Raw genomic sequence first — 22,456 nt, 5'->3', positions numbered from 1 at the left:
ACCATGGGACACAACACATCCCGAGACTGTGGAAAGGGCGCACGTGTCCGTCGATCTCGTCGTCGTGGGAGTCGGCTACGTTGGACTCCCGCTGGCAGCCGCGGCCAGTGCCGCGGGCCTGTCGGTCACCGGATACGACATCTCGCCGGCCGTCCGTGACACCCTCGAAGCGGGCTGCTCGCACGTGCCCGACGTGTCACCGGCCCGACTGAAAGCCATGCTGGCCAACGGTTTCACCGTCACCACCGACCCGTCGGCGATCGGCGGCGCGGACACCGTGGTGATCTGCGTGCCGACCGGGCTCGGCCCGGACGGCCGGCCCGACCTGTCCGCGGTGCGCACCGCCGCCGAAGTGGTGTCCGACCACCTGCGGCCCGGCACGCTGGTCGTGCTGGAGTCCACCAGCTTCCCCGGCACCACCGACGAGGTGGTGCGTCCCATCCTGGAGCGGCACGGCCTCGTCGCGGGCGAGGACTTCCCCCTGGCGTACTCGCCGGAACGGATCGATCCCGGCAACCGGCGGTACGGCATCCCCAACACCCCGAAGGTGGTCAGCGGGCACACCCCGTTGTGCGCCAAGCACTGCGCCGCGTTCTACGGGCGGTTCGTGGAGACCGTCGTGGTGGCCAAGGGCACCCGCGAGGCGGAGATGGCCAAGCTGCTGGAGAACACCTACCGGTACGTGAACATCGCGCTGGTCAACGAGATCGCCGTGTTCTGCGACCAACTGGGTCTCGACGTGTGGGACGTGCTGCACTGCGCCGCGACGAAGCCGTTCGGCTTCGCGCCGTTCACCCCCGGTCCCGGCGTGGGCGGCCACTGCATCCCCATCGACCCCCGCTATCTGCTGGACAAGGCCCACCGCGAAGGCGCGCGGCTCGGCGTGGTGGAGGCCGCGCGGCAGGTCGACCGCGACATGCCCGGCTACCTGGTGGACCGCGTGGCACGGCTGCTGGCGGGCGACGGCATACCCGTGGCGGGCGCGAAGGTCCTGCTGCTGGGTGTCACGTACAAGGCCGACGTGCCGGACATCCGGGAGTCGGCCGCGCTCCGGGTCGCCGCCGGGTTGACCGCGCTCGGCGCCCGCATCGCCTACCACGACCCGATCGCGGGCGAGGTGCCGCAACTCGGCCCGCCCGTGCCCGACCTGGACTCCGCTCTGCGCGAGTCGGACGCGACCGTCCTGCTCGTCCCGCACAGCGGCTACCACCTCGGCCACCTGGCGAGGAACGCACGGCTCCTGCTCGACGTGACGGGCCGGGTGCCCGGAGGGGAGGTCCAACGCCTGTAGTTCCCCGTCCGGGGGTCGACCCGCGGGCGGGAGCGCGATTCCGGCTCTGACGAAGGAGTGTGCAGGAATGACCACTGCGGTCAAGAACGAGCGGTTGGACAAGCGGTTCGACAAATGGGACATCGACGGCGACGGACTGATCGAGAAGGCCAACCTGGAGGGCGAGGCCCGGCGCATCCTGACGGCGTTCGATGAGACCGCCACGTCCCCGCGGGGCCACGCCGTGCTCGAAGCCTTCCGCGACATGTACGAGCACCTGGCCGAGCGCGCGGGCGTCGGAGCCGGCGGCTCACTCGACCGGCAGCAGTTCCTCGACGTCATCGAGGCGGAGGTGTTCCAGGGAGGCGACGCCGGTTTCGGCCGGGTGGTGCGCCCGACGATCCAGGCGATCCTCGACCTGTGCGACACCGACGGCGACGGCGAGATCAACCGCGCCGAGTTCACCCGCTGGCTGGACGCCGTCGGCGTGGACCGCTCGCAGGCCGACTCGGCGTTCCGCGCCATGGACCTCAACGGCAACGGCACGCTCACCGTGGAAGAGCTCGTCGCCGCGGTCAAGGCCTACCACTTCGGCACGCTGGACGTCGAACTGCTCGGCTGACCGACCACGCGGAAGGGGTCTCGGGAACGCCCGAGACCCCTTCTCGCGTTGGGCCGAACGGGTCATCCTGAAGGGCCGGATGCAACGCCTCCGCTACTGCCTGCGACGTACGGGTGAGGAGCAATCGCACCATCGCCGATCGAGCGCGACCGCACCGCGGGCAGGGTGATCAGCATGACGGAACCGTCGGGAACACACGGCCTCACCACACGCGGACACCCCGGGCGCCTCGCCACGGGCACTCGGCGGACCCGAGGTCCGACACCGGCACCGAAGTCGCCTCGGGCGACCTGGACAGGGGCGGCCAGCGGCCCCACTCCGTCAGTGCACCGCGACGGCCGCCGGGCAGAAGACCACCGACAGCTCCGGACTCATCCCCGCGTCCAGCCCGGTGCACGGCTCCGGGCTGTTGATCAGGATGTTGTAGTGGTTCGGGAAGTGGCACGCGTCGAAGCCCAGCACGGTGCCGACCAGCTTGCCGTCCACCCACACCTCGTCGCCCCGGTCGATCACGCCCGCGTTGGCGATCTCCACGAAACCGAGGAACCCCACCCGGTCGATCCGCGCGCCGGGCTCGGTCTCCCGGTGGTCGGTGGTGACCAGCTCGTGCACCTCGCCCTGCCGCACGCAGCGGGCGGCGAACGGCTCCAGGCTCATCCCGCGGTCGTCGCGGCGGTGCACCAGGACCTTCACCACCTTGCTGCCGACGGGACGTTTCGGGCCGTCCTCCAGCATCACGTTCCTTCCTTCCGGTAGATCTCGTCCACCAGGGACAGCGCCGCCAGACCGCCGTCCGTCCGGGGTTCGCCCCGGACGGCGCGGGCGAAGTCGCGCAGCACGCCCACGTACTCGTGCCACAGCGAGCCCTTGAACTCCGGGTGGCCGGCCAGCATGTCGGCCCGCAGCACGGTGCCGTCGGACAGCCGTGCCTCCACGTCCTTCGCCTCGCCGGGGAACGACCAGTCCAGCTCGATCGCGGCCGGCGCGGAGCCCCGGACGTGCAGCAGCGCCTGCCGGTCCACGCCGTCGGTGTCGCGCACGATCTTCGCCGACTCGAACGTCAGCGGACCGAGGAACAGGTCCGCCAGGTCCAGGGCGTTGGGCCCGTTGTCGGCGACGCACCCGCCGCCGCTGCGGTCCATGTCCAGGTACCAGCGGTCGCGGCCGATGTGGTCCTCGATGCGTTCCAGGTACCGCACGGTCAGCGACTCGATCGGGGCCGCGTCCGCCAGTTCGCCCCGCAGCGCCAGGACGTTGTCGTTGTAGCGGCGGTGGAACGCGGTGAACAGGACCCCCGGCCGACCCGCCAGGTCCGCGCCGTCCGCCAGCGTGGTGGCGAGGGGCTTCTCCACGCACAGCGGGAGCCCGACGTCGAGCACGTCCCGGCCGATCTCGGCGTGCGCGTCGTTCGGCGCGGTCACCACGACGGCGTCCAGGCCGCCGTCGGCGAGCATCGCGCGGTGGTGCAGGTAGTCGCGGACGCCGTGGCCGGCGAGGACGTCGCGGTCCACGTCGCACACCGCGACCAGTTCGTAGTCGGGCAGCCGGTCGATCGCGGCGAGGTAGTACTGGGCGATCATCCCCAACCCGACCACGCCGACGCGGATCACCCGGCCGCTCGCAGGGCCGGTGCGACCACGCTCAGCTCCTCGTACAGCTCACGCCGCAACGGCACGCCGTGCACCCGGCGCCGCTGGGCGCGCTCGCCCTCCGGCCAGCCGGGGTAGCTCACCGGACGGCCCTCGTCCACGGGGGGACAGTCGAGCAGCGCCGCGAACAACCGGTCGGCGTCGTCGGCGAAACCGGGCCGCAGCAGGTCTGGCGCGACGGCCAGCGCGAGCACGCCGATGTCGTCGTCCACGCCGCTGTCGGACGCCGGGCCGAGCGCCGCGCCGGACAGCAGCGCGGACAGCACCTCCACCAGCAGCCCGAGGCCGAAACCCTTGTACGCGCCCGTTTCCGGGTATCCGCCCAGCCACAGCAGGTGCGCCTCGCCCCGGTCGAACGCGGCCGGGTCGGTCACCGGTGTGCCGTCGTCGGAGGCGAGCCAGCCGGGCGGGATCTCCTGCCCGGCCCGTGCCGCCGCCCGCACCCGGCCGGTCGGCACCACGGTCGTGCTCATGTCCAGCACGAACGGGTGCCGGTCACCCGCCGGGCACGCCAGCGCCAGCGGATTGGTGCCCAGCACCGCCCGCAGACCGCCCGGCGGGCGGGCGATGCGCTGGCCGCCGCAGTTGGACGCGACCAGGCCGATCATGCCGTGCCGGACGGCCCGCGCGGCGTGGTGGCCGGCGCAGCCGATGTGCGTCGCGCCGCGCAGCGACACCAGGCCGACGCCGTGCCGGGCGGCACGGGCCGCCGCCAGATCCATCGCGTGCGACGCCGACCACAGGCCAAGGGCGCGGCCGGCGTCGGCGTGCAGGCACGCGCCGAGGTCCCTGGTGACCGCCAGGTCCGCCGCCGGGTCGGTGCGCCCGGAGTCGAACAGCGGCAGGTACAGCCGCGTCAGGTTGACCAGGCCGTGCGACGTCACGCCGGTCAGGTCGCCGTGGCACAGCGCCTCGGCGGCGACCTCCGCCCGGTCCGGCGGCACGCCGCGCTCGGCGAACACACCGGCCACGGTGGACAGCAGGGTCGGGTAGGGCACGACGACGGTCACGTTTCTCCGTTCCGCGCGAACCGCACGACGATGTCCCGCACCACGGCGGAGAACCGGTCCAGGTCCTCGACGTCGGCGTGCTCGCCGCGCGCGTGCGCGTTGTTGGCGTCCAGCGATCCGGGACCGAGCACGACGGTCCGGGTGTCCGGCACGTCGGCCAGCCAGATGGCGTCACAGGTGAACCCGGGCCGGTGCGCGGGCCACCGGGGCACGATCGCGTCCAGCAGCGGCACGTCCCGCGCGGGCAGGGCGGGCAGCCCGTGCTTGCGCCACACCAGGCGGGTGATCGCGGCGGCGTCCACGGCGGTGCGGTGGAACGGCGGCACGGCGCGGAACTTCCGGTTGAACTCGGCCAGCCCGTCCACCAGCGCCTTCTCCAGCGAGGTGGTCATCACCCGCGCGGACTCCGCGCTGCCGTAGGACAGGTTGAGCAGCAGTTCGCCGGTGCCGTAGACCCGGTTGTGCCGCCGGCCGGTGTGCAGGCCCGCCACGCACACCTGGCCGTCCGGCACCCGCGTCAGCGCGCTCGCCAGGTGCTGCGCGAGGAAGCCGAGCAGCACGGTCGCGTTGTGCCCGGCGTGCGGCTGGTCGTCGACGGCGTCCTCGCCGTCCACCCGGATGCCCGCCGTCATCGAGGCCGTGCAGTGCGGCAGGTAGCGCAGGCCGGTGGGCTCGCAGAACACGTTGAGCCGCCCGTGGTACCCGGCCTCGACCAGCGGACGGGTGCCGAACACGCCCATCGCGCCGCCCTCCTCGCCGGACACCGCCTGGATGAGCACGCCGACGTCCCGGCCCACCGCCGGGTCCGCCAGCGCCTGCCGGATGCCGGCCAGCAGTGCCACCGCCGGGCCCTTCGCGTCGATCGCGCCCCGGCCGTGGAACCGGACCCCGTCGAACACGGCCTGCTCGTACGGCGAGACCGTGTCCAGGTGGACGTTGAACATGACGGTCGGCTCGGCGGGACCGAGCCGCAGCACCAGGCTGGGCTGCCGGTCGAGGAAGCCGGGGTCGCGCTCCACGGCCTCGCGGACGGCGGCCGGGACGTCCGCCCGCCGCACGGACTCGGGCGGGGCGGGCGCGAGGTGCGCGGTGGTGAAGCCGATGTCGTGCGCGGCGGACTCGTAGGCGTGCATCGCGTCCCACAGCCGCACCTCGCAGGTGGTCTCCAGCGGACCTGCGGTGGGTATCCGGAGCAACTCCAGCAGCAGGTCCCGGTCCGGCGCGATCACCGCAGCAGCCGGGCCATCGCCCGGCCCGCCGCCACGAACGCCGCCGGCGCGCCCTCCGCCAGGTCACCCGACTCGTGCGGGCGCAGCGACACGTGCGGTTCGAGCGACCACGCCCCCCGGTACCCGTTGGCGCGCAGCACGTCCACGCAGTCGGCGACCTTCGCGGCGCCCCGCCCCGGCGGCACGAACCGGTCGCCGAGCGCGTCCTTGACGTGCACGTGGACCACGTGCGGCACGATCCGCTCCAGCATCGCGAGCCCGTCGTAGCCGTGCGGCACGCCGTTGCCGGTGTCGAACAGCAGCTTCAACGCCGGGCTGCGCACCTCGTCCAGCAGCTCCAGCACCCGGTCGGCGCTCGTGCCCGCCCAGCCGGCGCAGTTCTCGTGCACGAGCACGACCCCCGCGGCCTCGGCGACCTGGGCCAGCATCCCGACCCGCGCGATCACCCGGTCCCTCCAGCGCGGCTCGGGCAGGCCGTCGTTGGGGTAGGACATGACGCGCAGGTACGGCGTGCCGAGTGCGCGGCAGCGCCGGAGCAGGATGTCGAGTTCGGCCAGGTCGTGCTCGAACGGCCCGGTCACCGGTCGCGCCGGACCGCCGATCCGTGACGCCAGGCAGACGACCCGGACCCCGTTGTCCGACAGGGCTTTCGCGACCTCCGTGAACTCGGCGTCGGTCAGCTCGGCGACCGGCTTGCGGTCGACCGTGCGCAGTTCGACGTGCGACCAGCCCAGCTCGGCGAGCACGGCGAGCTGGCCCGCGAGGTCGGGCGCGGCCTCGTCGGTGATGCCCGCGCAGACCGGCCCACGTCCGGGGGGTGGCTCGGGTCGGCTGTCGGTGCGCTCCCGCGGCTCGGGTCGGCTGTCGGCGCGCTCCAGCGGCTCGGGTCGGCTGTCGGCGCGGACTACCGGCCCGAGGGGTGGCTCGGGTCGGCTGTCGGCGCGGACCAGCGGCCCGGCGGGTGGCTCGGGGCGTTCGCCGACCGCGGCGGACGGCGCGGCCTCAGCGGGCATGGACGGCCACCGCGGGCTCGGCGCGGGAGGTGGGCACCACCGGCTCGGCGCAGATGTTCTTGGCCACCGACAGCAGTTGCACCACGTCGGTCGCGAAGGCGAAGCCCCGCGCGTGCTGGTCGCCGACGCCCCGGAACAGCCGGTAGGCGCGGATCACCCACTCGGTCAGCGAGTCGTCGCGCAGCACCTCGTGCACGCGGTGGCCGTTGCGCGTGACGGTGAGCTGCGAGTGGTCGTCGTCGGCGCTCACCGCGTAGTGGCCGACGACCGCGCCATGGTCGAACCGGACCGTGATCCGGCGTTCCCGCACCGGCGACGTCAGATCCGAGCTGACCTCGGTGCGCACCCCGTTGTTGTGCCGCAGCCCGACCCGCGCGCCACCCATCCGGGCCACCACCACGTCGCCCATCACCAGGTCGAACCCGGCGGCGTCGGTGACCCGCGCGTTGCCCGCCAGCCGCAGCGCCAGGCCCACCCCGTGCGGCAGCTCGACGTCGAACGCGGTCGGGTGGCTCGGCCTGGCCACCGAGCGTCGGAAGCGGGGCTTGTTCTGCACGATCGCGATCGTCTTCGGCTCGCCCAGCGTGCCGCCGCGCACCAGGTCGGTCAGCCGCGAGGTCAGCGAGCTGGTCAGCCACGGCTCGACCACGGCGATCCGCAGGCCGTGCTTGCGGCGCAGCCGGATGATGCGGGCCAGGTCGTCGGTGTCGGCGGCGAGCGGCTTCTCCACGATCAGGTTGCGGAAGCCGCGCTCGGCGAGTTCGCCGATCACCTCCGTCCGGACGGTCGGCGGCGTGCACACGTGCGCCACCGTCTCCTCCGGGTCGAGCAGCCCGGCGGCCTCGGCGATGCTGGTCGCCGTCACCAGGCCGGGGCGGTCGCCGAGCACGCGGCACGGGTCGCACGCGACGACCGGCTCGTCGCCGAAGAGCTGCCGGGCGCCCGCCCGCGCCCTCGCGAGCACCGGCAGGTGCAGCTCCGCCCCGGCCCGGCCGAGTCCCACCACGAGTGTCCGCACCATTGAGCCCCTGTGTTCGCAAGACGCACGAATAAAACGACCGAATTGATCAATATGGACGTTGTACGACTGGGCGCGTCCTGTCAACCCGAAACCGCCGAGTTGACCAGGAAGAGTGAACTCACGTGCGTGCGTACGCCTGCCGGAGCGCCTGCCATACGCTCCGAACCGTGCTTCGACAGCGGAGGTGAGCGCGCTGCCCGTCCCTTTCTTCACACAATCGGCTTCCTTTTCACGACTGTGGCCGACAACGCGGCAGCACATTGTCGACGTGGTCCGGCACGGGAAGTATTCGCACGGTCGCAAGGTGGTCGAGTTGGAAGGCGCCCTGAGCGAATACACCGGGGCGCGGCACGTCGTCGGCGTGAACAGCGGAACGGACGCGCTCGTCCTGTTGCTGCGCGCGTGCGGCCTGCGCCCCGGCGACGAAGTGGTGGTGCCCGCGTTCTCGTTCATCGCCACGGCGTCCTCGGTGGTGCTCGCCGGCGGGCGGCCGGTGTTCGCCGACATCGACCCGGACGGCTACGGCCTCAACCCGGCGTCGGTGGCGGCCGTCGCCGGGCCGGCCACCCGGTTCGTGATGCCCGTGCACCTGTTCTGCGAGACCGCCGACATGGCCGGGCTGACCGCCGTCGCCGCACGCCGCGGCCTGACCGTCGTGGAGGACAGCGCGGAGGCGATCGGGATGCGGCACGACGGCGCGCACGCGGGTCTGCTGGGCGCCGGGGGAGTGCTGTCCTTCTTCCCCACCAAGACGTTGGGCGCGATCGGCGACGCGGGCGCGGTGCTGACCGACGACCCCGGCATCGCCGAGGCGGTCGGCGCGCTGCGCCACCACGGCCGGTTCGGGCCCACCATCGACAACTTCCCGGGCATCGCCACCACGACCGGCCTGCCGGGGGTCAACAGCAAGATGGACGACATCCAGGCCGCCGTGCTGCTGACCAAGCTCGGCTGCCTGGAAGCCGACATCCGTCGCCGCGCCCTGCTGGCCGACCGGTACGCCGAGCGGCTGGCCGGCGTGCCCGGCGTGCGGCGGCTGCCGTCCGTGCGGCCCGGTGTGCGCGGCGTCTTCTACGTGTACGTGATCGAGGTGGAGCGGCGCGACGAGTTGGCCGCGCACCTCGCGTCACGGGGAGTGGAGACCGAGATCTATTACCCGAGGCCGTTGCACCTCCAGCCGTGTTTCGCCGAACTCGGCCACGAGCCGGGTGATTTCCCGAACGCCGAGAAGGCGTGCCGGCACACGCTGGCGCTGCCGTTGTACCCGGATCTGCCGATCGGCGATGTCGACCGCGTGTGCGCGGAGATCGAGGGGTTCTACTCGGGGAGGCCGGAGTGACGATCCCGTTCTTCCCGCCCGACCTGTTCGACGACGACGAGGAGTTGCTGCTGGACGTCGTGGCGGAGGTCGCGACCGCGCCGGAACAGCGGTTCATCCTCGGCTCGCGGACCGCCGAGCTGGAAGCGGCCATCCGTGCGTCGGTGGGCGCGGCGGACGCCGTCGCGTGCGGCAGCGGCACGTCCGCGCTGACGCTGCTGCTGACCGCGATGGACGTCGGCCCCGGCGACGAGGTGATCGTGCCGGCCTACGGCTGCGCGCCGCTCGCGGCCACCCCGGTGCTGCGCGGCGCGACGCCGGTGTTCGCCGACATCGACCCGTGGACCATGGTCGTGGACCCGGTCGAGGTGGAGAAGCTGGTCACCGAGCGCACCAAAGTGATCATGCCCGCGCACATGTTCTCGGTGATGGCGGACATGCCCGCGCTGCGCCGGATCGCCACCGACGCGGGCGTGCGACTGCTGGAGGACTCGGCGGTCGGCCAGGGCGCGGTGCTCGCCGGACGCGCGGCGGGCACCTGGGGCGACGCGGGCGTGTACTCGTTCGTCCAGGTCAAGGCCTTCGGCATGCCCGGCGAGGGCGGCCTGGTGGTGACCAACGACCCGGCGCTCGGCCGCACCGTGCGGATGCTGCGCAACCACGGCCAGGACGGCCGGACCCGCTTCCTGCACCACCGCATCGGCTACAACAGCCGGTTCGACGAGATCATGGCGGCCTTCCAGCTCCACCGGCTGGCGACGTTCGCCCGGCGGCTGGACCGCCGTGCCGACATCGGCGAGTACTACACCGCGCGCTTCGCCGACCTGCCCGGTGTCGTGGCACCCCCGCCGGGTCGGGACGGACGCTGCTTCTACGTCTACTCGCTGCTCGCCGACCGCCGGGACGCGCTGCGCGACCACCTGACGGCGCACGGCATCGGCTGTCACGTCTACTACCCGGCGCCGCTGCCGCACCAGCCGGCGTTCGCCCGGCACGCCGCTCCCGGCCGCGACTGGCCCTGGGCGGCACTGGCGTGCCGGCGGCAGCTCGCGATCCCCGTCCACCCACGGCTGACCGACGCGCAGGTCGAGCACATCGCCGACGAGGTGTGCCGGTTCGCGCTGTCCCGAGGAGTGCCCATGCCCACGGAGGAGCTGACGTGACCACGCTCTCCGTCCCCACCCGCGCCCGCGCCTACCTCCGGCTCGCGAAGCTGGACATCGTCGACTACTACCTCGGCGTCCTGGTCGTCTGGGCGCTGCTGTCGCCGGAGCTGAGGTTCGACGGCGCGGTCCTCGCGACCACGGCGGTGTTCCTGCTCGGCGAGGTGTTCGTGATCGTCGCGATGGTGGCGTTGGACGACGTCACCGGGTTCCGCGACGGCAGCGACCGCGCCAACTACGCCCCGGACGCGCCGGCCCGCAGGCTGGCCCGCAAACCGCTGCTGACCGGGGCGTTGACCGAATCCCAGGCGCTGCGGTTCGCGTGGATCACCGCGACGGCCGGTGCGCTGCTGTGGGCGACCGCGCTCGCGCTCGCGCCGCACCGTCCGATGTGGACGGTCCTGTTGATCGTGGTGACGTTCTGCTTCGCCCTCCAGTACTCCTGGGGCGTGAAGCTGAGCTACCGCGGCTTCCAGGAGTTCTTCCTCGCCGCGCTCGGTGCCGCGCTCGTCCTCGCCCCGTACGGCCTCGCGGCGGGCGCCGTCGACGGCAACGTCGCGGTGCAGGCGGTGCTCTTCGGCCTGGGGCCGATGCTGTTCGGCGTCTACTCCAACACCAATGACGTCGACGGTGATCGCCGGGTCGGCCGTCCGACGGTTGCCGCGCTCACTTCGCCGCGCGGCAACATGGTGTTCGTGATGGCCGTCTCGGCGGTCGAACTCGCGCTGATCGGCACGGCCCCGTTCCTCGGTGCGCCCTGGTGGTTCCCGCTCGCGCTGCTGCCCACCGCGGCGTCCCGCCTCAACCAGCTCCGGGTCGGGTTCGGGCGGGGCGACATCCTGCGGGCGCGGAAGCTGGGCATCATCACCCACCGGATCACGGTGGCCGCGCTCGTGGTGGTGAACCTGCGGTGAGCACGGATGTGGACGTGGCGGTGGTCGGAGCCGGGATCGCGGGCCTCACCGCCGCGCACGAACTGCGCAAGGCCGGCCGCGAGGTGCACGTGCTGGAGGCCGGCAACCGCGTCGGCGGCCGGATGGCGACCGTGCGCCGGGACGGCTTCCTGATCGACTCCGGCGCGGAGCAGGTGTCCGGACGCGGCTACGACGCGACCTGGGCGGTGCTGGCGGACCTGGGCATCGGCGCGGCCGAACTGCCCCGGATCGGGCGGCGGATCGGCGTGTGGCGGGACGGTCGGGTCCGGCCGGGCCTGGTGCACCCACTGGGGCTGCTGACCGGTGCGGGGCTGTCCGTACGGGCCCGGCTGGACCTGGGCGACGTGCTGCGCGGCCGGCACGACTTCGACCGCCCGGAGGCGTTCGGGACGGCCACGGTCGCCGAGTTCGCCGCCCGCTATCACCCCGACGTGCTGGACTACCTGTGCCGGCCGGTGGTGTCCGGGTTCTTCGGGTGGGATCCGGAGAAGTCCTCGGCCGGGCCGTTCCTCGGGCTGCTGTCCGCGATCGGGCCGTCGTCGGCGTGGCGGACCTACCGCGACGGCATGGACACCATGGCGCGGGCCCTGGCCGACCGGCTCGACGTCAGCCTGTCGTTCCGGGCGGACGAGGTGATCGGCGGGACGCGGTCGGCGCGGATCTACTCCGGCAGCACGGAGATCCGGGCGCGGTCGGTGGTGCTCGCGGTGCCCGCGCCGGTGGTGCGGCAGGTGTACGTGAACCCGCCGGCGCACGAGACGCCGTTCCTGGAGGCGTCCACCTACGTGCCGATGGTCAAGGTGCACCTGATGCTGGACCGGCGGCCCGCCGCCGGGGTCTACCTGGTCGTCCTGCCCGCGGTGGCGAGCCGGACGGTGTCCACCATCGTGTTCGACCACCTCAAGCACCCGGACCGCGCGCCCCGGGGCCGCGGCCTGGTCACGCTGGTCGCGCACCCGTCCGTCGCCGCGCGGTTGCTGGACACGTCGGACGCGGAGGTCGCCGACCTGCTCGCCACCGCGGCCGAGGAGTTCGTGCCGGGTCTGCGGTCCGCGGTGGTCCGCGCGGTGGTGCACCGGTTCCGCGACGGGCTGCCCGAGGCGACGCCGGGGGCGGTGGCGCTGCGCGCCCACTTCGCCGCGCGGGCGGGCGGGGTCGTGGAGTACGCCGGGGACTGGGTGGGCGTGATGCCGTGCAGCGAGGCCGCCGTGCGCTCCGGGCGCCGGGCCGCCGCGCGCGTCCTGGCCGTGTCACGAAAGGAGCACGTATGAAACCGCGCGACATGGGCACGCTGTTCGACGAGTGCGCCGCGCGGCGTCCCCACACCGTCGTCGTGCTGGACCGGCCGTTCGACATCGCGCCGGAGCGGGGCACGACGTTCACCGTGCCGCAGTTGGCGGACCTGGTGCAGGAGGCGGCGGGCTGGCTGCACGCCGCCGGGGTGCGGGCGGGCGAGCGGGTGGCGGTGGTGAAGCGCAACCACTACGACTACAACCTGTTGGCGTGCGCGGCGGTCCGGCTCGGCGCGGTGCCCGCGCTGCTGTCCGGGCACCTGCCCGACGCCACCCTGGAGATCCTGCTCAAGCGCCTCGACCCGGCCGTGCTGGTGAGCGACCGGCCGTTGGCGAGGCACTACGCGCGGCGGGTGTTGTCGTTGGGGGACGGGGACTTGACGCTGGACGACGTGCGGGGGACGCGCGCGCCGTCGCCGGCGCGGCGACACGACGACGATCCGCTGGTGATCAACCACACCTCGGGCACGACGGGGCCGCCGAAGCTGGTCGTGCACACCACGAGGACGCTGGTGAAACGGCTGGCCCGCTTCGAGTCGAACCGGCTGCCGGTGGTCGGCACCCGCCGGGACGACGTGGTGGCGAACGCCAGTTCCTACGCGCACGGGCGGACGTTCTGCTGGACCGGCAGCGTGTTCTGCCTGGAGCCGCGCAAGATCGTGATCCTGAGTTCGCCGGATTCGGCTCGCGCGGTGCTGGGCGCGCACCCGCCGACGACGGTGGAAGCACTGCCGTGCGCCTACGTCCACTGGCAGTCCCTGGCTTCCGCCGACGACAACCCGTTCCGCTCGGTGCGCCTGTACCTCAGCACTTACGACGCCATGCACCCGCCCGCCATGCGCACCCTGCTGAACGCCTCGGAGCACAAGCGTCCACTGTGGATTCAGGGGTGGGGGCAGACCGAGACCGGTCCGCTGACGTTCCGGTTCCTGACCCGGCAGGCCGCCGCACGCGAGACCACGGCCCGGTCCCTCGGCCGCCCGGTGCCCGGCAAGACGCGGCTGCGGGTGGTGGACCCGGTGACGTTCGAGCCGGTGCCGCGCGGTGCGCCGGGGCTGGTGCTGGCGCGGACGAAAGCCCGGTGCGCCGGGTACGTGGGGGAGCAGGACCGCTGGCGGGCGAAGACCTCGGGGCCGTGGTGGAACACCGGTGACATGGGCGTGCTGACCGCGACCGGCGGTGTGCTGCTGCTGGACCGGGAGGTGGACATCGTGCCGGGCCTGAGCTGCCTGGAGGTCGAGGACTTCGTGGAGGACCGGTTGCCCGAGGTGGTGGAGTGCGTGGTGCTCGGTTCGGCGGGGCGGCTGCCGATCCCGGTGCTGGTCACCGGGGACGGTCGGCTGGACCGCGAGCGCTGGCGGTCGGTGGCGGCCGTGCTGCCGGCGCTCGCGCCGCCCCACGTGCTGACCTGGGACGAGGTGCCGCGCACCGGCACCGGGAAGGTGCGGCGGCTGGAACTGCTGACCCGGCTGGTGGGGAAGGCCGAGAGGCACGGCACGGGGCGGTGGACGTGACGGCGTCCGGCACCGGGTACGTGTTCGCCGACCACGGTTCGCACGCCACCGAGCAGTTCCGCTGCCTGTCCGCCGCCTACGACGCCTTCACGTTCGCCCGGCTCGCGCACACCGGGGTCCGCGAAGGCTGGCGGTGCCTGGAGGTCGGCGCGGGTGGCGGCAGCGTGGCGCACTGGCTGGCGCGGCGGTCCGGGTCGGTGCTGGCGACCGACCTGAGACCCGAGCACATCCCGCCCGCGCCCGGCCTGACCGTCGAACGGCACGACATCGTGCGCGACCCGTTGCCCGAGAACGGGTTCGACCTGATCCACGCCCGCCTCGTGCTGGCCCACCTGCCCGAGCGGGAAGCGGTGCTGCGCAAGCTGGTCCGGTCGCTCAGGCCCGGCGGCTGGCTCCAGCTCGACGAGTTCGACAAGAGCTACGGGCCGGTGCTGATGGCGCCCGACGAGGAGTCCGCGCGGCTCTACGAGAGGTACCTGGCGGCCAAGGACCGGATGTTCGCGGCGGCCGGGTCGGACGGCGAGTGGGGTCGCCGAATGGCCGCGTCGATGGTGGCGGCGGGACTGGTGGAGGTCGACCCGGTGCCGGTGGTCCAGCCGTGGCATGCGGGCTCGCCCGCCGTCCGGCTGCTCGTCCACCACACGCGCCACCTGCGGGACAGGCTGACCGCGGCCGGGATGACCGACGACGAGCTGAGCCGGGTGCGCGAGGTGATGGCCGATCCGCGCTTCCGGGCGTCGTCGTGCGTCGTCTACTCCGCGCACGGGCGGAGGCCCGCATGACCGTTGCCAGCCAGGATGCCGTCTACTCCGCGCACGAGGGGAGGCCCGCATGACCGTTGCCACGCCGGACGTCGCCTACTTCGCGCACGGGGGGAAGTCCGCATGACTGTTGCCACGCCGGACGCCGTCGCCTGGGCCGGGCCGGTCGACCTGCCGTTGGGCGGCGAGCTGGACGTGCAGGCGGCGTGCGGGCTCATGCACGTCCACGGCCGGCGGTTCGGCAGGCCGACGCGGCTCGGGGTGGACTACGCGTCGATCACCGCGACCGAACTGGCCGCGACCGGGGCGGTGGCGGTGGAACTGGCGCGGGCGCGGGGGAGCGCGTTCCGGCTCGCCGGCACCTCGGTCGCCCAGGCCGCGCTGCTCGCGGTGGCGCAGTACCTGGCGGCGGCCACGGCGGAACGGTGGCCGGAGCCGTTCGTGCCCGGAGGTCCGCCGTTCGTGTCCGCCGACGGCGTGCCGTTCGAGCTGGAAGCCCTGGACGCCCTGGTGTGGCAGCGGTTCTGGGCCGCGCTGGGTGCGTCGGGCCGCGCGATCGAACAGGGCTGGCGGCCGTTCCTGCACCGGTTCGCCACCGCGACCTGCCCGCTGCCCGTCGAGCTGACCTCGCTCACCGGCCGCACGGCGATCCACGTGCTGGAGGGTGTGGCACGGGCGAGCGGGATGACGCTGGTGCGGGTGTCGTCACGGGCGCTGGACGACGTGCCCGCGTACCGGATGACGCCGTTGGGCCACGCGCCGCCGCTGCCACCGGGCGGGACGCTCCCGTTGTCCGGCTTGGTGGTGCTGGAGTCGTGCCGCCGCGTGCAAGGCCCGCTGGCGGGGCACCTGCTCGGGCTGCTCGGGGCGTCGGTGGTGCGGATCGAGCCGCCGGGTGGCGACCCGTTGCGCGGGGTGCCGCCGATGGTGGGCGACTGCTCGGCGCGCTTCCTGGCGTTGAACCGGGGCAAGCAGGTGGTGGAGGCCGACCTGGCCACGGTCGCCGGCCGGCACGAGGTGCTGGAGCTGGCGTCGGCGGCGGACGTGTTCCTGCACAACTGGGCTCCGGGCAAGGCGTCCGGGTGGGCGTTGGGGCCCAAGGACATCGCCCGGGTCCGGCCGGGGATCGTCTACGCGCACGCGTCCGGCTGGGGCGACGCCCTGGGCCCGGAACCGCCGCTGGGCACGGATTTCGTCGTTCAGGCGCACGCCGGGGTGCCGCCGTCGCTGATGACGATCGTGGACGTGTTCGGCGGACTGGTCGCGGCGCACGGGATCGTGCGCGGGCTGCTGCGGCGGGTGCGCACCGGGCGCGGCCAGTCGGTGGAGTCGTCGTTGCTGTCGGCGGCATCCCGGCTCAACACGCTGTCCCGTGGGCGGTGCGCCGCGCCGTTGGCCGTGCCGGTGTGCACGGACCTGGCGGCGTTGGGGCGTGACGTGCGGTTCGCCCGTGCGCTGGTGCGGGACGGGTGCGCGTTCCCGGCCTCACCGTGGGAGTTCGTGCGATGACGTGGCGTTCGTCCAACGGGATCGAGCTGCGGGACCTGGTGCCGGCGGAGCTGCGCCGGGCGTGGGTGGCGGCCGGGCACTGCCCGGACGACGACCTGTACTCGCTGTTCCGGGAACGGGTCCGCGCGCATCCCCGGCGCACGGCGGTGGTCGACGAAGGCGGGGTGCTGGACTACCGGTCGCTGGACACCGAGGTGCAGGGGCTGGCCGGCGCGCTGGACGGGTTCGGGCCGGCGGACATCATCGGCGTCCGGGTGCCGAACGGGCGGGACGCGGTGATCGCGGAACTCGCGGTCGCGGCGGTCGGCGCGGTGGCGCTGCCGTTCGCGGGTGGCCGGGCGGACGCGGTGAGCCTGCTCCGCCGGTCCCGGGCCAGTGCGCTGATCACGGACTCGCCCGCGCCGGAAGGCTTGCCGCACCTGAGGAAGGTGCTGCCGGTGACCGCGCGGGGACCGGGGTGGCGGCCGGTGGCGGTCGACCCGGAGGCCCCGGCGCGAATCCTGGTGTCGTCGGGGTCGGAGGCCGCGCCGACGATGGTGGCCTACTCGCACAACGCCATCGCGGGTGGTCGCGGGAACTACCTGCGGGCCGTGCACCGGGACACCGAGGTGTGGCGCGACCTGGTGCTGGTGCCGTTGTCGTCGGCGTTCGGGTCGTTCGGCGCGGCGGTGACGTTGTGCCGGTTCGGCGGCACGGTGCTGCTGCTGCGCCGGTTCGACCCCGTGGCCGCGTTGCGGATGATCGCCGCGCGGCGGCCGACGCACGTGTTCGGCGTGCCCGCCATGCTGCGCCGGATGGCCGATCTCGCGTCCTCTGTGGACACTTCGTCGCTGCGCGCGGTGGTGTCCAGCGGCGACGTGCTGCCCATGCCGACGCTGCGGGCGTGCCGCGCGGCGTTCGGGGTCGAGGTCATCAACATCTACGGGTCGTCGGACGGCGTCAACTGCCACACCAGGACCCCGGAGAACGGTGTGGGCACCCCCGATCCGGCCGTCACGGACATCCGGGTCGTGGACGGCGAGATCTGCGCGCTCGGCCCGATGACCCCGCTGTGCCACGTCGGCGCGCCGTCGCCCCGGCTGCCCGGCGGCTGGGTGTGGACCGGCGACCAGGGCCGGTTCGACTCGTCGGGCACGCTGCACGTCGTGCGGCGGCTCAAGCGGGTGGTGATCCGGGGCGGCTTCACGATCAGCCCGGCCGAGGTGGAACAGGCGCTCGCCGCCTACCCCGGGGTGTCGGAGGTGGCGTGCGTCCCGGTGCCGGACCGTGAACTGGGGGAGCGGCTGTGCGCGTGCGTCAGCCCGGAGCCGGGGCACCCGCCGCCGGACCTGCGACAGCTCACGACGTTCCTCGCGGACCGGCAGGGCGTGACGCGGCACAAGCTCCCGGAGTACCTGCTGGTGTTGCCGGAGTTCCCGCTGGGGGACACCGGGAAGGTCTGCCTGCGCACGTTGACCCGTCTCGCCGCCGAACGGCACGGAGGTCTGTCATGAGCCTGGATCCGCTCGCCGGACCTGGTTACCACGCCCTGCTCGCGCTGTCGAAGGCGGTGGACGCGGACGCGCGGCTGCCCGCCGGGCTGCTGGAACTGTTGCGGCTGCGGTGTTCCCGGATCAACGGGTGCACGTACTGCACCCGGCTGCACAGCGGGGAGGCGGTGGAGGCCGGTGAGAGTCCGGAACGGGTGGCGAACGTCGACGCCTGGCGCACCCATCCGGCGTTCTCGGAGGCGGAGCGGAGCGCCTTCGCCCTGGCCGAGGCGGTGACCCTGGTGCACGAAGGCCACGTGCCCGACCACGTGCTGGACGCGGCGATCCGCGACTTCGGCTCGTCCGGCGCCCAACGGCTGATCTGGGTGGCGCTGGTGGTCAACTCGTTCAACCGGCTGGCGATCGGGATGCGGCTGTCCTGATCGCGGTCCGTGCGGTGGGCGGCCGGTCCCAGCCGGTGCCGGTGCGCACCGTGTGCAGGTTGCCCCTCCCGCGCCGACTCGTTCCGCATCGATCACCGAGGCTTGAGGAGCAGCCCGAAATCGGTCACCTGTGTGCCGTAGCGGACGTTCGAGCCCTCCAGGACGGCTGCCTTCACAACGTCGAGGTTCACGTCCGCGACGGTGCGCGGCGACGCGATACCGGGAGTCTGTTCGTAGTTCGCGACGACCACGTCGAGGAAGACCGGCGCCTTGAGCCGCCAACCCTGGAGCAGGAGCGCCTGGGAGATCGCCGGGTAGGGCGTGTGCAGCGGGTTGGCGAGCCAGGCGTGCAGGGAGGACGCCGGGACGCTGAAGTCGATGCCGGCCAGGCCCAGGGCGCGGGTGATGGCGGGGGCGAGCGGGCGGGCGTGCCGGTCCGGGTCGAGCTTGATGAGTTCGTCGTGGAGGCGCACCGCTTCGATGATCTTCGCCTGGGCGTCGGCCATCCTGCCGTCCTGGTCGAGCCGCTGGGCGTCGGCGAACAGCGCGTGCGCGTGTTCGATCGACGGTGCGGCTTGGACCTCGTCCCGTTGGAGGACCGGCAACGACCCGATCGCGGCGAGCAGGACGGCGGCGACCAGGACGGCGACGACGCGAGGTCGGCGGAGCGGTCCCGACCGCGTGCGTCCCGGTGGGCCGGCCGGGACCGCGAGCGGCCCGGGTTCGGCGGTGTGCGGCGGCGCGGGGTCGTCATCCGGTGGCGGGATGACCGGCTCGCCGTTCACCGGAGCGGGGACGGCTCGGTGCGACGTGGTAGCGGAGTTCCGGATCGGTGCGGACGGCAGTCGGCCGCGCAGGATCGCCTGGTGCAGGGCACGCAGTTCGGGACCGGGGTCGGCGCCCAGCTCGTCGGCCAGTCGCCTCCGGACGACGGGATAGCGGGCGAGGGCTTCGGCGCCCCGTCCGGCGGCGTACAGCGCCCGCATGAGCAGTGATTCGAGGGGTTCGACCAACGGGTACTCGGCGGCCAGGCCCGGCAGTGCGGTGATCACGGCGGCGGGTCGGTCGAGGCGGAGTTCGAGCTGGGCCCAGCGCACCACCGCGTCCAGCCGCAGCCGGTGCCAGCTTGCGCGGACCTGCGCCGCCCACTCTCCCGGCAGACAGGCCAGCGGAGTTCCCTGCCACAGCGCCAAGGCCTCGGCGAGCCCGGCCGCCCGGACCTCCTCGTCGCGCCGTCGGTCGTCGCCCTGTTCGACCAGACGCCGAAAGCGGTGCAGGTCCACCAGGTCCGGGTCGACCTCCAGCACGTAGCCGGCGTGCCGGCGCTCGATCCGCACCGCCGGCCCGTCGGCGGTAGCGGCCTGCTCCAGCAGCCGCCGGATCCGACTGAGATGTGAGTACAGCACGGACCGGGGGTCGGCGGGCGGCGCGTGGTCCCAGACCCGGTCGACGAGCGCCTCGATCGAGACCGGTCTTCGCGCGTCCACGACCAATGCCGCCAGCACGACCTGCTGCCGGGGTGTCCCGACCTCCAGCGGCCGGCCTGCCGACCGCAGCTCCAGTTCGCCGAACATCCGGAACTCCACGGGCTCCCCAAGTGGTTGGCCGGGCACGGAAAGCGGGTAGGAGCACCCGATGCTGACCGGTCCGCAAGGTCGCCGCAAGGTCGGCGAACAGGGTGCGACGACATGGTGGATGCCTTGGCGCTGACCGGCCGGTAGGGGATCGCCCTCCCGGGGGAAGCAATGCGCATTCGCACCATCGCGCGTACGAACAGGTCCGCGTCGTCGACACGGACCGTTCCGCTGCCTGCCGGCGGTCGAGCGCCCTGTCACATCATCGCGAGGGAGAGAAATGTTCGGTCGAGTCCTCCGGATCCACACCATGGTCCTCGCCGCCGTCGCCGCCTGCGTGGTGCAGGTCGGCGTCTCCTCGGCGGTCGCCGCCCCGACACCGGAAGGGATCACCGTCACCGGGTTGCCGCCGGCCGATCCCGGCGCCGGCGCGCGGCACGACCGGTCCGAGTCCGGCGTGAACGCGCTGTACGGGCCGTTCAACATCCGTGCCCAGAACAGCAACAAGTGCCTGGACATCGCAGGCGGTCCCGGCGCGCGAAGCGACGGCGATCCCGCCATCATCTGGGACTGTTACGGGATCAACCAGACCAACCAGCAATGGTACTTCCGCGACACGGGCGACCAGTACGTGTACTACCTCGTCGCGGTGCACAGCAACAAGTGCCTGGACATCGCGGGTGGCCCGGGTGCCGTCAGCGACGGCGACCCGGCGCACCAGTGGGCCTGCCTCGGCTACTACCAGACCAACCAGAAGTGGTACCTGTCCAGCTACACCGTCGACGGCCGCACCATCTACAAGCTGACCGCGATCCACAGCGGGAAGTGCCTCGACGTGGCAGGCGGCGTCGGCGCGATCAACAACGGCACCCGCGTGCACCAGTGGGGGTGCCTCGGCGACCAGCAGACCAACCAGCGCTGGTACCTGACCAGCCCGTAAAGGCGGAGCTTTCCGACCGTCGGCCGGCTCCGGCACATCCCGGAGCCGGCCGACGGCCGCCCTCTCCTTGACCTGCCAGCGACGACTCCAGGTCACTTCGACAGGAGGTCTAAGTCCCCTGATGCTCGCCCAGTCCCACCACGGGGGCCGGCGTGCCGCCGTACGTGCCGCGGGCGAGCACGATAGCGCCGGGCGCGGGCACCAGCTTGAGTTCCGGCAGGGAGCCGGAACCGTCCAGCCGGACCTGCGTGGTGGTCGGCGGCGTGCCGTCCAGGCCTTGGACCACAAGGGTCAGCTCGCGTCCGTTGTCACCGCAGACCCGCAGGTAAGTGGTCGTCGTGGTGGCGTCGGCCGTGCGCTGTGGGCAGGCGGCGACATCCAGCGCGGTCATCGTGCCGGTGGCGAGGTCGATCGACCGGATCGCCCTGGTCGCCGCGGTGTCCTGTTCTTCGAGGAGCGGTCGCGGGCCGACCCGGGCGCGGACGGTCCACGGCGTGCCGGGGTGCGCGAGTTGCCTGCCGGTCTCGGCGTCGAACAGCCCGCTGGTCACCGAGCCCGGCAGGGCGCGGGCCGTGATGATCCGCAACGACACCACCGCGCCGTCCGTCGTGCCGTCGAGGTAGATGTCCTGGCCCTCGCCATCCGGCGGCCCCAACCCGACCTCGTGCCTCCAGCGCTCCTGGCCGGTGACCTCGTCCAGCGCGGCCAGGCTCAGCGTGGTCGAGCACTCGACCGGCACGAACACCGTGCTCGGACCTCGCACGGCCCGCGCGTAGGGCGACTGGCAGCCCTCCGGTGGCGACCACCGCCACCGCTCATCCCCCGTCACGAGGTCGTAGCCGGCGATCGACTCCCCGTCCCGCAACGCCAGCGTCCGAGTGCCGGGCACGACGTCGTCGGCCTCGGCCAGCACGGACCGGATCACCTTCTCGAACCGCACCGAACCTGTGCCGGCGTCCAACGCCACCAGCAACTGTGCCCTGGTGTCGAGCGCGGACCGGAAGGTCACGACGACCGCCCTCCGGTCCAACGACGCGATCAGCATGCCGATCCACGCGCCCCGCCGCGTGTACCGCCACTGCTCCCGCCCGTCCAGGCCGTCCAACGCGACCACGCCACCGTCGTTGGTCGCCACCACGACTCCGTGACCGGCGGCGACCACGTCGACCACGTCGGCGGACGGCTGCCACGACCACTGCCTGCCGGTGGGGCGCTCGGCGACCGCCGGCGGCTCCAGGCCGCGGACGTCGTGGGTGTGCGACTCCACGATCACGGCCTGAGCCGCCCACGGCGCCCCGACGGTGGCCACGAGCGCGATGACGGCGGCGATCAACCCGACCGGCCGCACCCGCCAACTACCGGCTGCCGCCCCGACACCCGCCGTGACCGCCAACGCGCCCACGGCCAGCACCGGCAGCCGCGGCCCGGTCAGCCCGACGCCGAGATCCACGACCAGCAGCCGGACCGTCACACCCAACGCGATCAAGGCGCCCGCCACGGCGGTGATCCGCGCGCCCTTGGACGGGGTGAACCCCAACGCGGCCACGGCGACCAACCCGGCCGCGAGCCCGACCACCGGACCGTCCACGGCGTCCGGCCGCCCTGCCCCACCGGACAGGAACGGCGCGACCGCGACGGACAGCGCGCCGACGAGTGTCATGTAACGCAGCATCTGCGGGACCTCCGTGCTTCAGACGGAAGTTCCGCACCGCCCGTTCCCGGCC

20 protein-coding genes are annotated in these 22,456 nt (G+C 73.2%); 12 read left to right on the top strand and 8 right to left on the bottom strand.

All coding sequences use genetic code 11. The annotated features are described in order from the left end of the window. The first annotated feature begins 43 nt into the window (after positions 1 to 43). Positions 44 to 1,291, top strand: coding sequence for a nucleotide sugar dehydrogenase (locus ACQPZF_RS21890; protein ID WP_433259863.1), 1,248 nt, complete (start codon positions 44 to 46; stop codon positions 1,289 to 1,291). 67 nt (positions 1,292 to 1,358) lie between these two features. After that, positions 1,359 to 1,892 carry an EF-hand domain-containing protein gene (locus ACQPZF_RS21885; protein ID WP_433259862.1) on the top strand — a complete coding sequence of 178 codons (534 nt, stop codon included), beginning with the start codon at positions 1,359 to 1,361 and terminating at the stop codon, positions 1,890 to 1,892. Positions 1,893 to 2,213: 321 nt separating this feature from the next. Here the strand turns inward: ACQPZF_RS21885 and ACQPZF_RS21880 are convergent, their stop codons facing one another. Genes ACQPZF_RS21880 through ACQPZF_RS21855 form a run of 6 tightly spaced genes read right to left on the bottom strand, consistent with a single transcriptional unit; the run spans position 2,214 to position 7,814 of the window. Continuing rightward, a complete protein-coding gene (locus tag ACQPZF_RS21880; protein WP_433259861.1) occupies positions 2,214 to 2,627 on the bottom strand; it encodes a DUF6917 domain-containing protein in 414 nt (137 codons plus the stop codon). After that, positions 2,627 to 3,502 carry a Gfo/Idh/MocA family protein gene (locus ACQPZF_RS21875; protein ID WP_433259860.1) on the bottom strand — a complete coding sequence of 292 codons (876 nt, stop codon included), beginning with the start codon at positions 3,500 to 3,502 and terminating at the stop codon, positions 2,627 to 2,629. The genes ACQPZF_RS21880 and ACQPZF_RS21875 overlap by 1 nt, the downstream gene beginning before the upstream one ends. After that, positions 3,499 to 4,551 (bottom strand): Ldh family oxidoreductase, encoded by a 1,053-nt coding sequence (locus ACQPZF_RS21870; RefSeq protein ID WP_433259859.1) that lies wholly within the window; start codon positions 4,549 to 4,551, stop codon positions 3,499 to 3,501. The genes ACQPZF_RS21875 and ACQPZF_RS21870 overlap by 4 nt, the downstream gene beginning before the upstream one ends. Next, positions 4,548 to 5,780, bottom strand: a complete 1,233-nt coding sequence (locus ACQPZF_RS21865; protein ID WP_433259858.1) for a M20/M25/M40 family metallo-hydrolase — start codon at positions 5,778 to 5,780, stop codon at positions 4,548 to 4,550. The genes ACQPZF_RS21870 and ACQPZF_RS21865 overlap by 4 nt, the downstream gene beginning before the upstream one ends. Further along, positions 5,777 to 6,793: a TIM barrel protein gene (locus ACQPZF_RS21860; RefSeq protein ID WP_433259857.1), complete on the bottom strand. Its 1,017-nt coding sequence runs from the start codon at positions 6,791 to 6,793 to the stop codon at positions 5,777 to 5,779. The genes ACQPZF_RS21865 and ACQPZF_RS21860 overlap by 4 nt, the downstream gene beginning before the upstream one ends. Continuing rightward, positions 6,783 to 7,814: a Gfo/Idh/MocA family protein gene (locus tag ACQPZF_RS21855; RefSeq protein ID WP_433259856.1), complete on the bottom strand. Its 1,032-nt coding sequence runs from the start codon at positions 7,812 to 7,814 to the stop codon at positions 6,783 to 6,785. The genes ACQPZF_RS21860 and ACQPZF_RS21855 overlap by 11 nt, the downstream gene beginning before the upstream one ends. Before the next feature lie 304 nt (positions 7,815 to 8,118). Between ACQPZF_RS21855 and ACQPZF_RS21850 the strand changes: the two genes are divergently transcribed. The 9 genes from ACQPZF_RS21850 (at position 8,119) to ACQPZF_RS21810 (ending at position 18,218) form a co-directional block, all read left to right on the top strand. Beyond that, a complete protein-coding gene (locus tag ACQPZF_RS21850; protein ID WP_433259855.1) occupies positions 8,119 to 9,153 on the top strand; it encodes a DegT/DnrJ/EryC1/StrS family aminotransferase in 1,035 nt (344 codons plus the stop codon). Then, on the top strand, positions 9,150 to 10,295 hold the full coding sequence (locus ACQPZF_RS21845; protein ID WP_433259854.1) for a DegT/DnrJ/EryC1/StrS family aminotransferase: 1,146 nt from the start codon (positions 9,150 to 9,152) through the stop codon (positions 10,293 to 10,295). Before ACQPZF_RS21850 ends, ACQPZF_RS21845 begins: the two co-directional genes overlap by 4 nt. After that, complete coding sequence (locus ACQPZF_RS21840; protein ID WP_433259853.1) at positions 10,292 to 11,209, top strand: UbiA family prenyltransferase; 918 nt, start codon at positions 10,292 to 10,294, stop codon at positions 11,207 to 11,209. Before ACQPZF_RS21845 ends, ACQPZF_RS21840 begins: the two co-directional genes overlap by 4 nt. Next, entirely contained in the window at positions 11,206 to 12,501 is a 1,296-nt protein-coding gene (locus ACQPZF_RS21835; RefSeq protein WP_433259852.1) for a protoporphyrinogen/coproporphyrinogen oxidase, read from the top strand. Before ACQPZF_RS21840 ends, ACQPZF_RS21835 begins: the two co-directional genes overlap by 4 nt. After that, positions 12,498 to 14,036, top strand: coding sequence for a class I adenylate-forming enzyme family protein (locus ACQPZF_RS21830; RefSeq protein WP_433259851.1), 1,539 nt, complete (start codon positions 12,498 to 12,500; stop codon positions 14,034 to 14,036). Before ACQPZF_RS21835 ends, ACQPZF_RS21830 begins: the two co-directional genes overlap by 4 nt. Further along, a complete protein-coding gene (locus ACQPZF_RS21825) occupies positions 14,033 to 14,818 on the top strand; it encodes a class I SAM-dependent methyltransferase (protein ID WP_433259850.1) in 786 nt (261 codons plus the stop codon). The genes ACQPZF_RS21830 and ACQPZF_RS21825 overlap by 4 nt, the downstream gene beginning before the upstream one ends. 102 nt (positions 14,819 to 14,920) lie before the next feature. After that, positions 14,921 to 16,306, top strand: coding sequence for a CoA transferase (locus tag ACQPZF_RS21820; protein ID WP_433259849.1), 1,386 nt, complete (start codon positions 14,921 to 14,923; stop codon positions 16,304 to 16,306). After that, entirely contained in the window at positions 16,303 to 17,799 is a 1,497-nt protein-coding gene (locus ACQPZF_RS21815) for a class I adenylate-forming enzyme family protein (RefSeq protein WP_433259848.1), read from the top strand. The genes ACQPZF_RS21820 and ACQPZF_RS21815 overlap by 4 nt, the downstream gene beginning before the upstream one ends. Further along, on the top strand, positions 17,796 to 18,218 hold the full coding sequence (locus ACQPZF_RS21810; RefSeq protein ID WP_433259847.1) for a carboxymuconolactone decarboxylase family protein: 423 nt from the start codon (positions 17,796 to 17,798) through the stop codon (positions 18,216 to 18,218). The genes ACQPZF_RS21815 and ACQPZF_RS21810 overlap by 4 nt, the downstream gene beginning before the upstream one ends. A gap of 92 nt (positions 18,219 to 18,310) precedes the next feature. Here the strand turns inward: ACQPZF_RS21810 and ACQPZF_RS21805 are convergent, their stop codons facing one another. Then, positions 18,311 to 19,792 carry an AfsR/SARP family transcriptional regulator gene (locus ACQPZF_RS21805; protein ID WP_433259846.1) on the bottom strand — a complete coding sequence of 494 codons (1,482 nt, stop codon included), beginning with the start codon at positions 19,790 to 19,792 and terminating at the stop codon, positions 18,311 to 18,313. A 280-nt stretch (positions 19,793 to 20,072) separates the two neighbouring features. On the opposite strand from ACQPZF_RS21805, the gene ACQPZF_RS21800 reads away from it, so the two are divergent. Then, complete coding sequence (locus ACQPZF_RS21800; protein ID WP_433259845.1) at positions 20,073 to 20,732, top strand: RICIN domain-containing protein; 660 nt, start codon at positions 20,073 to 20,075, stop codon at positions 20,730 to 20,732. A 109-nt stretch (positions 20,733 to 20,841) separates the two neighbouring features. Here the strand turns inward: ACQPZF_RS21800 and ACQPZF_RS21795 are convergent, their stop codons facing one another. Next, positions 20,842 to 22,392 carry a PQQ-binding-like beta-propeller repeat protein gene (locus ACQPZF_RS21795; protein WP_433259844.1) on the bottom strand — a complete coding sequence of 517 codons (1,551 nt, stop codon included), beginning with the start codon at positions 22,390 to 22,392 and terminating at the stop codon, positions 20,842 to 20,844. Between the last annotated feature and the right edge of the window lie 64 nt (positions 22,393 to 22,456).

This window comes from Actinosynnema sp. CS-041913 (assembly GCF_050942485.1).
Taxonomy (GTDB): domain Bacteria; phylum Actinomycetota; class Actinomycetes; order Mycobacteriales; family Pseudonocardiaceae; genus Actinosynnema.
The sequence above is the reverse complement of the archived record's forward strand: the minus strand, read 5'-3'. Positions and strand labels throughout refer to the sequence as shown.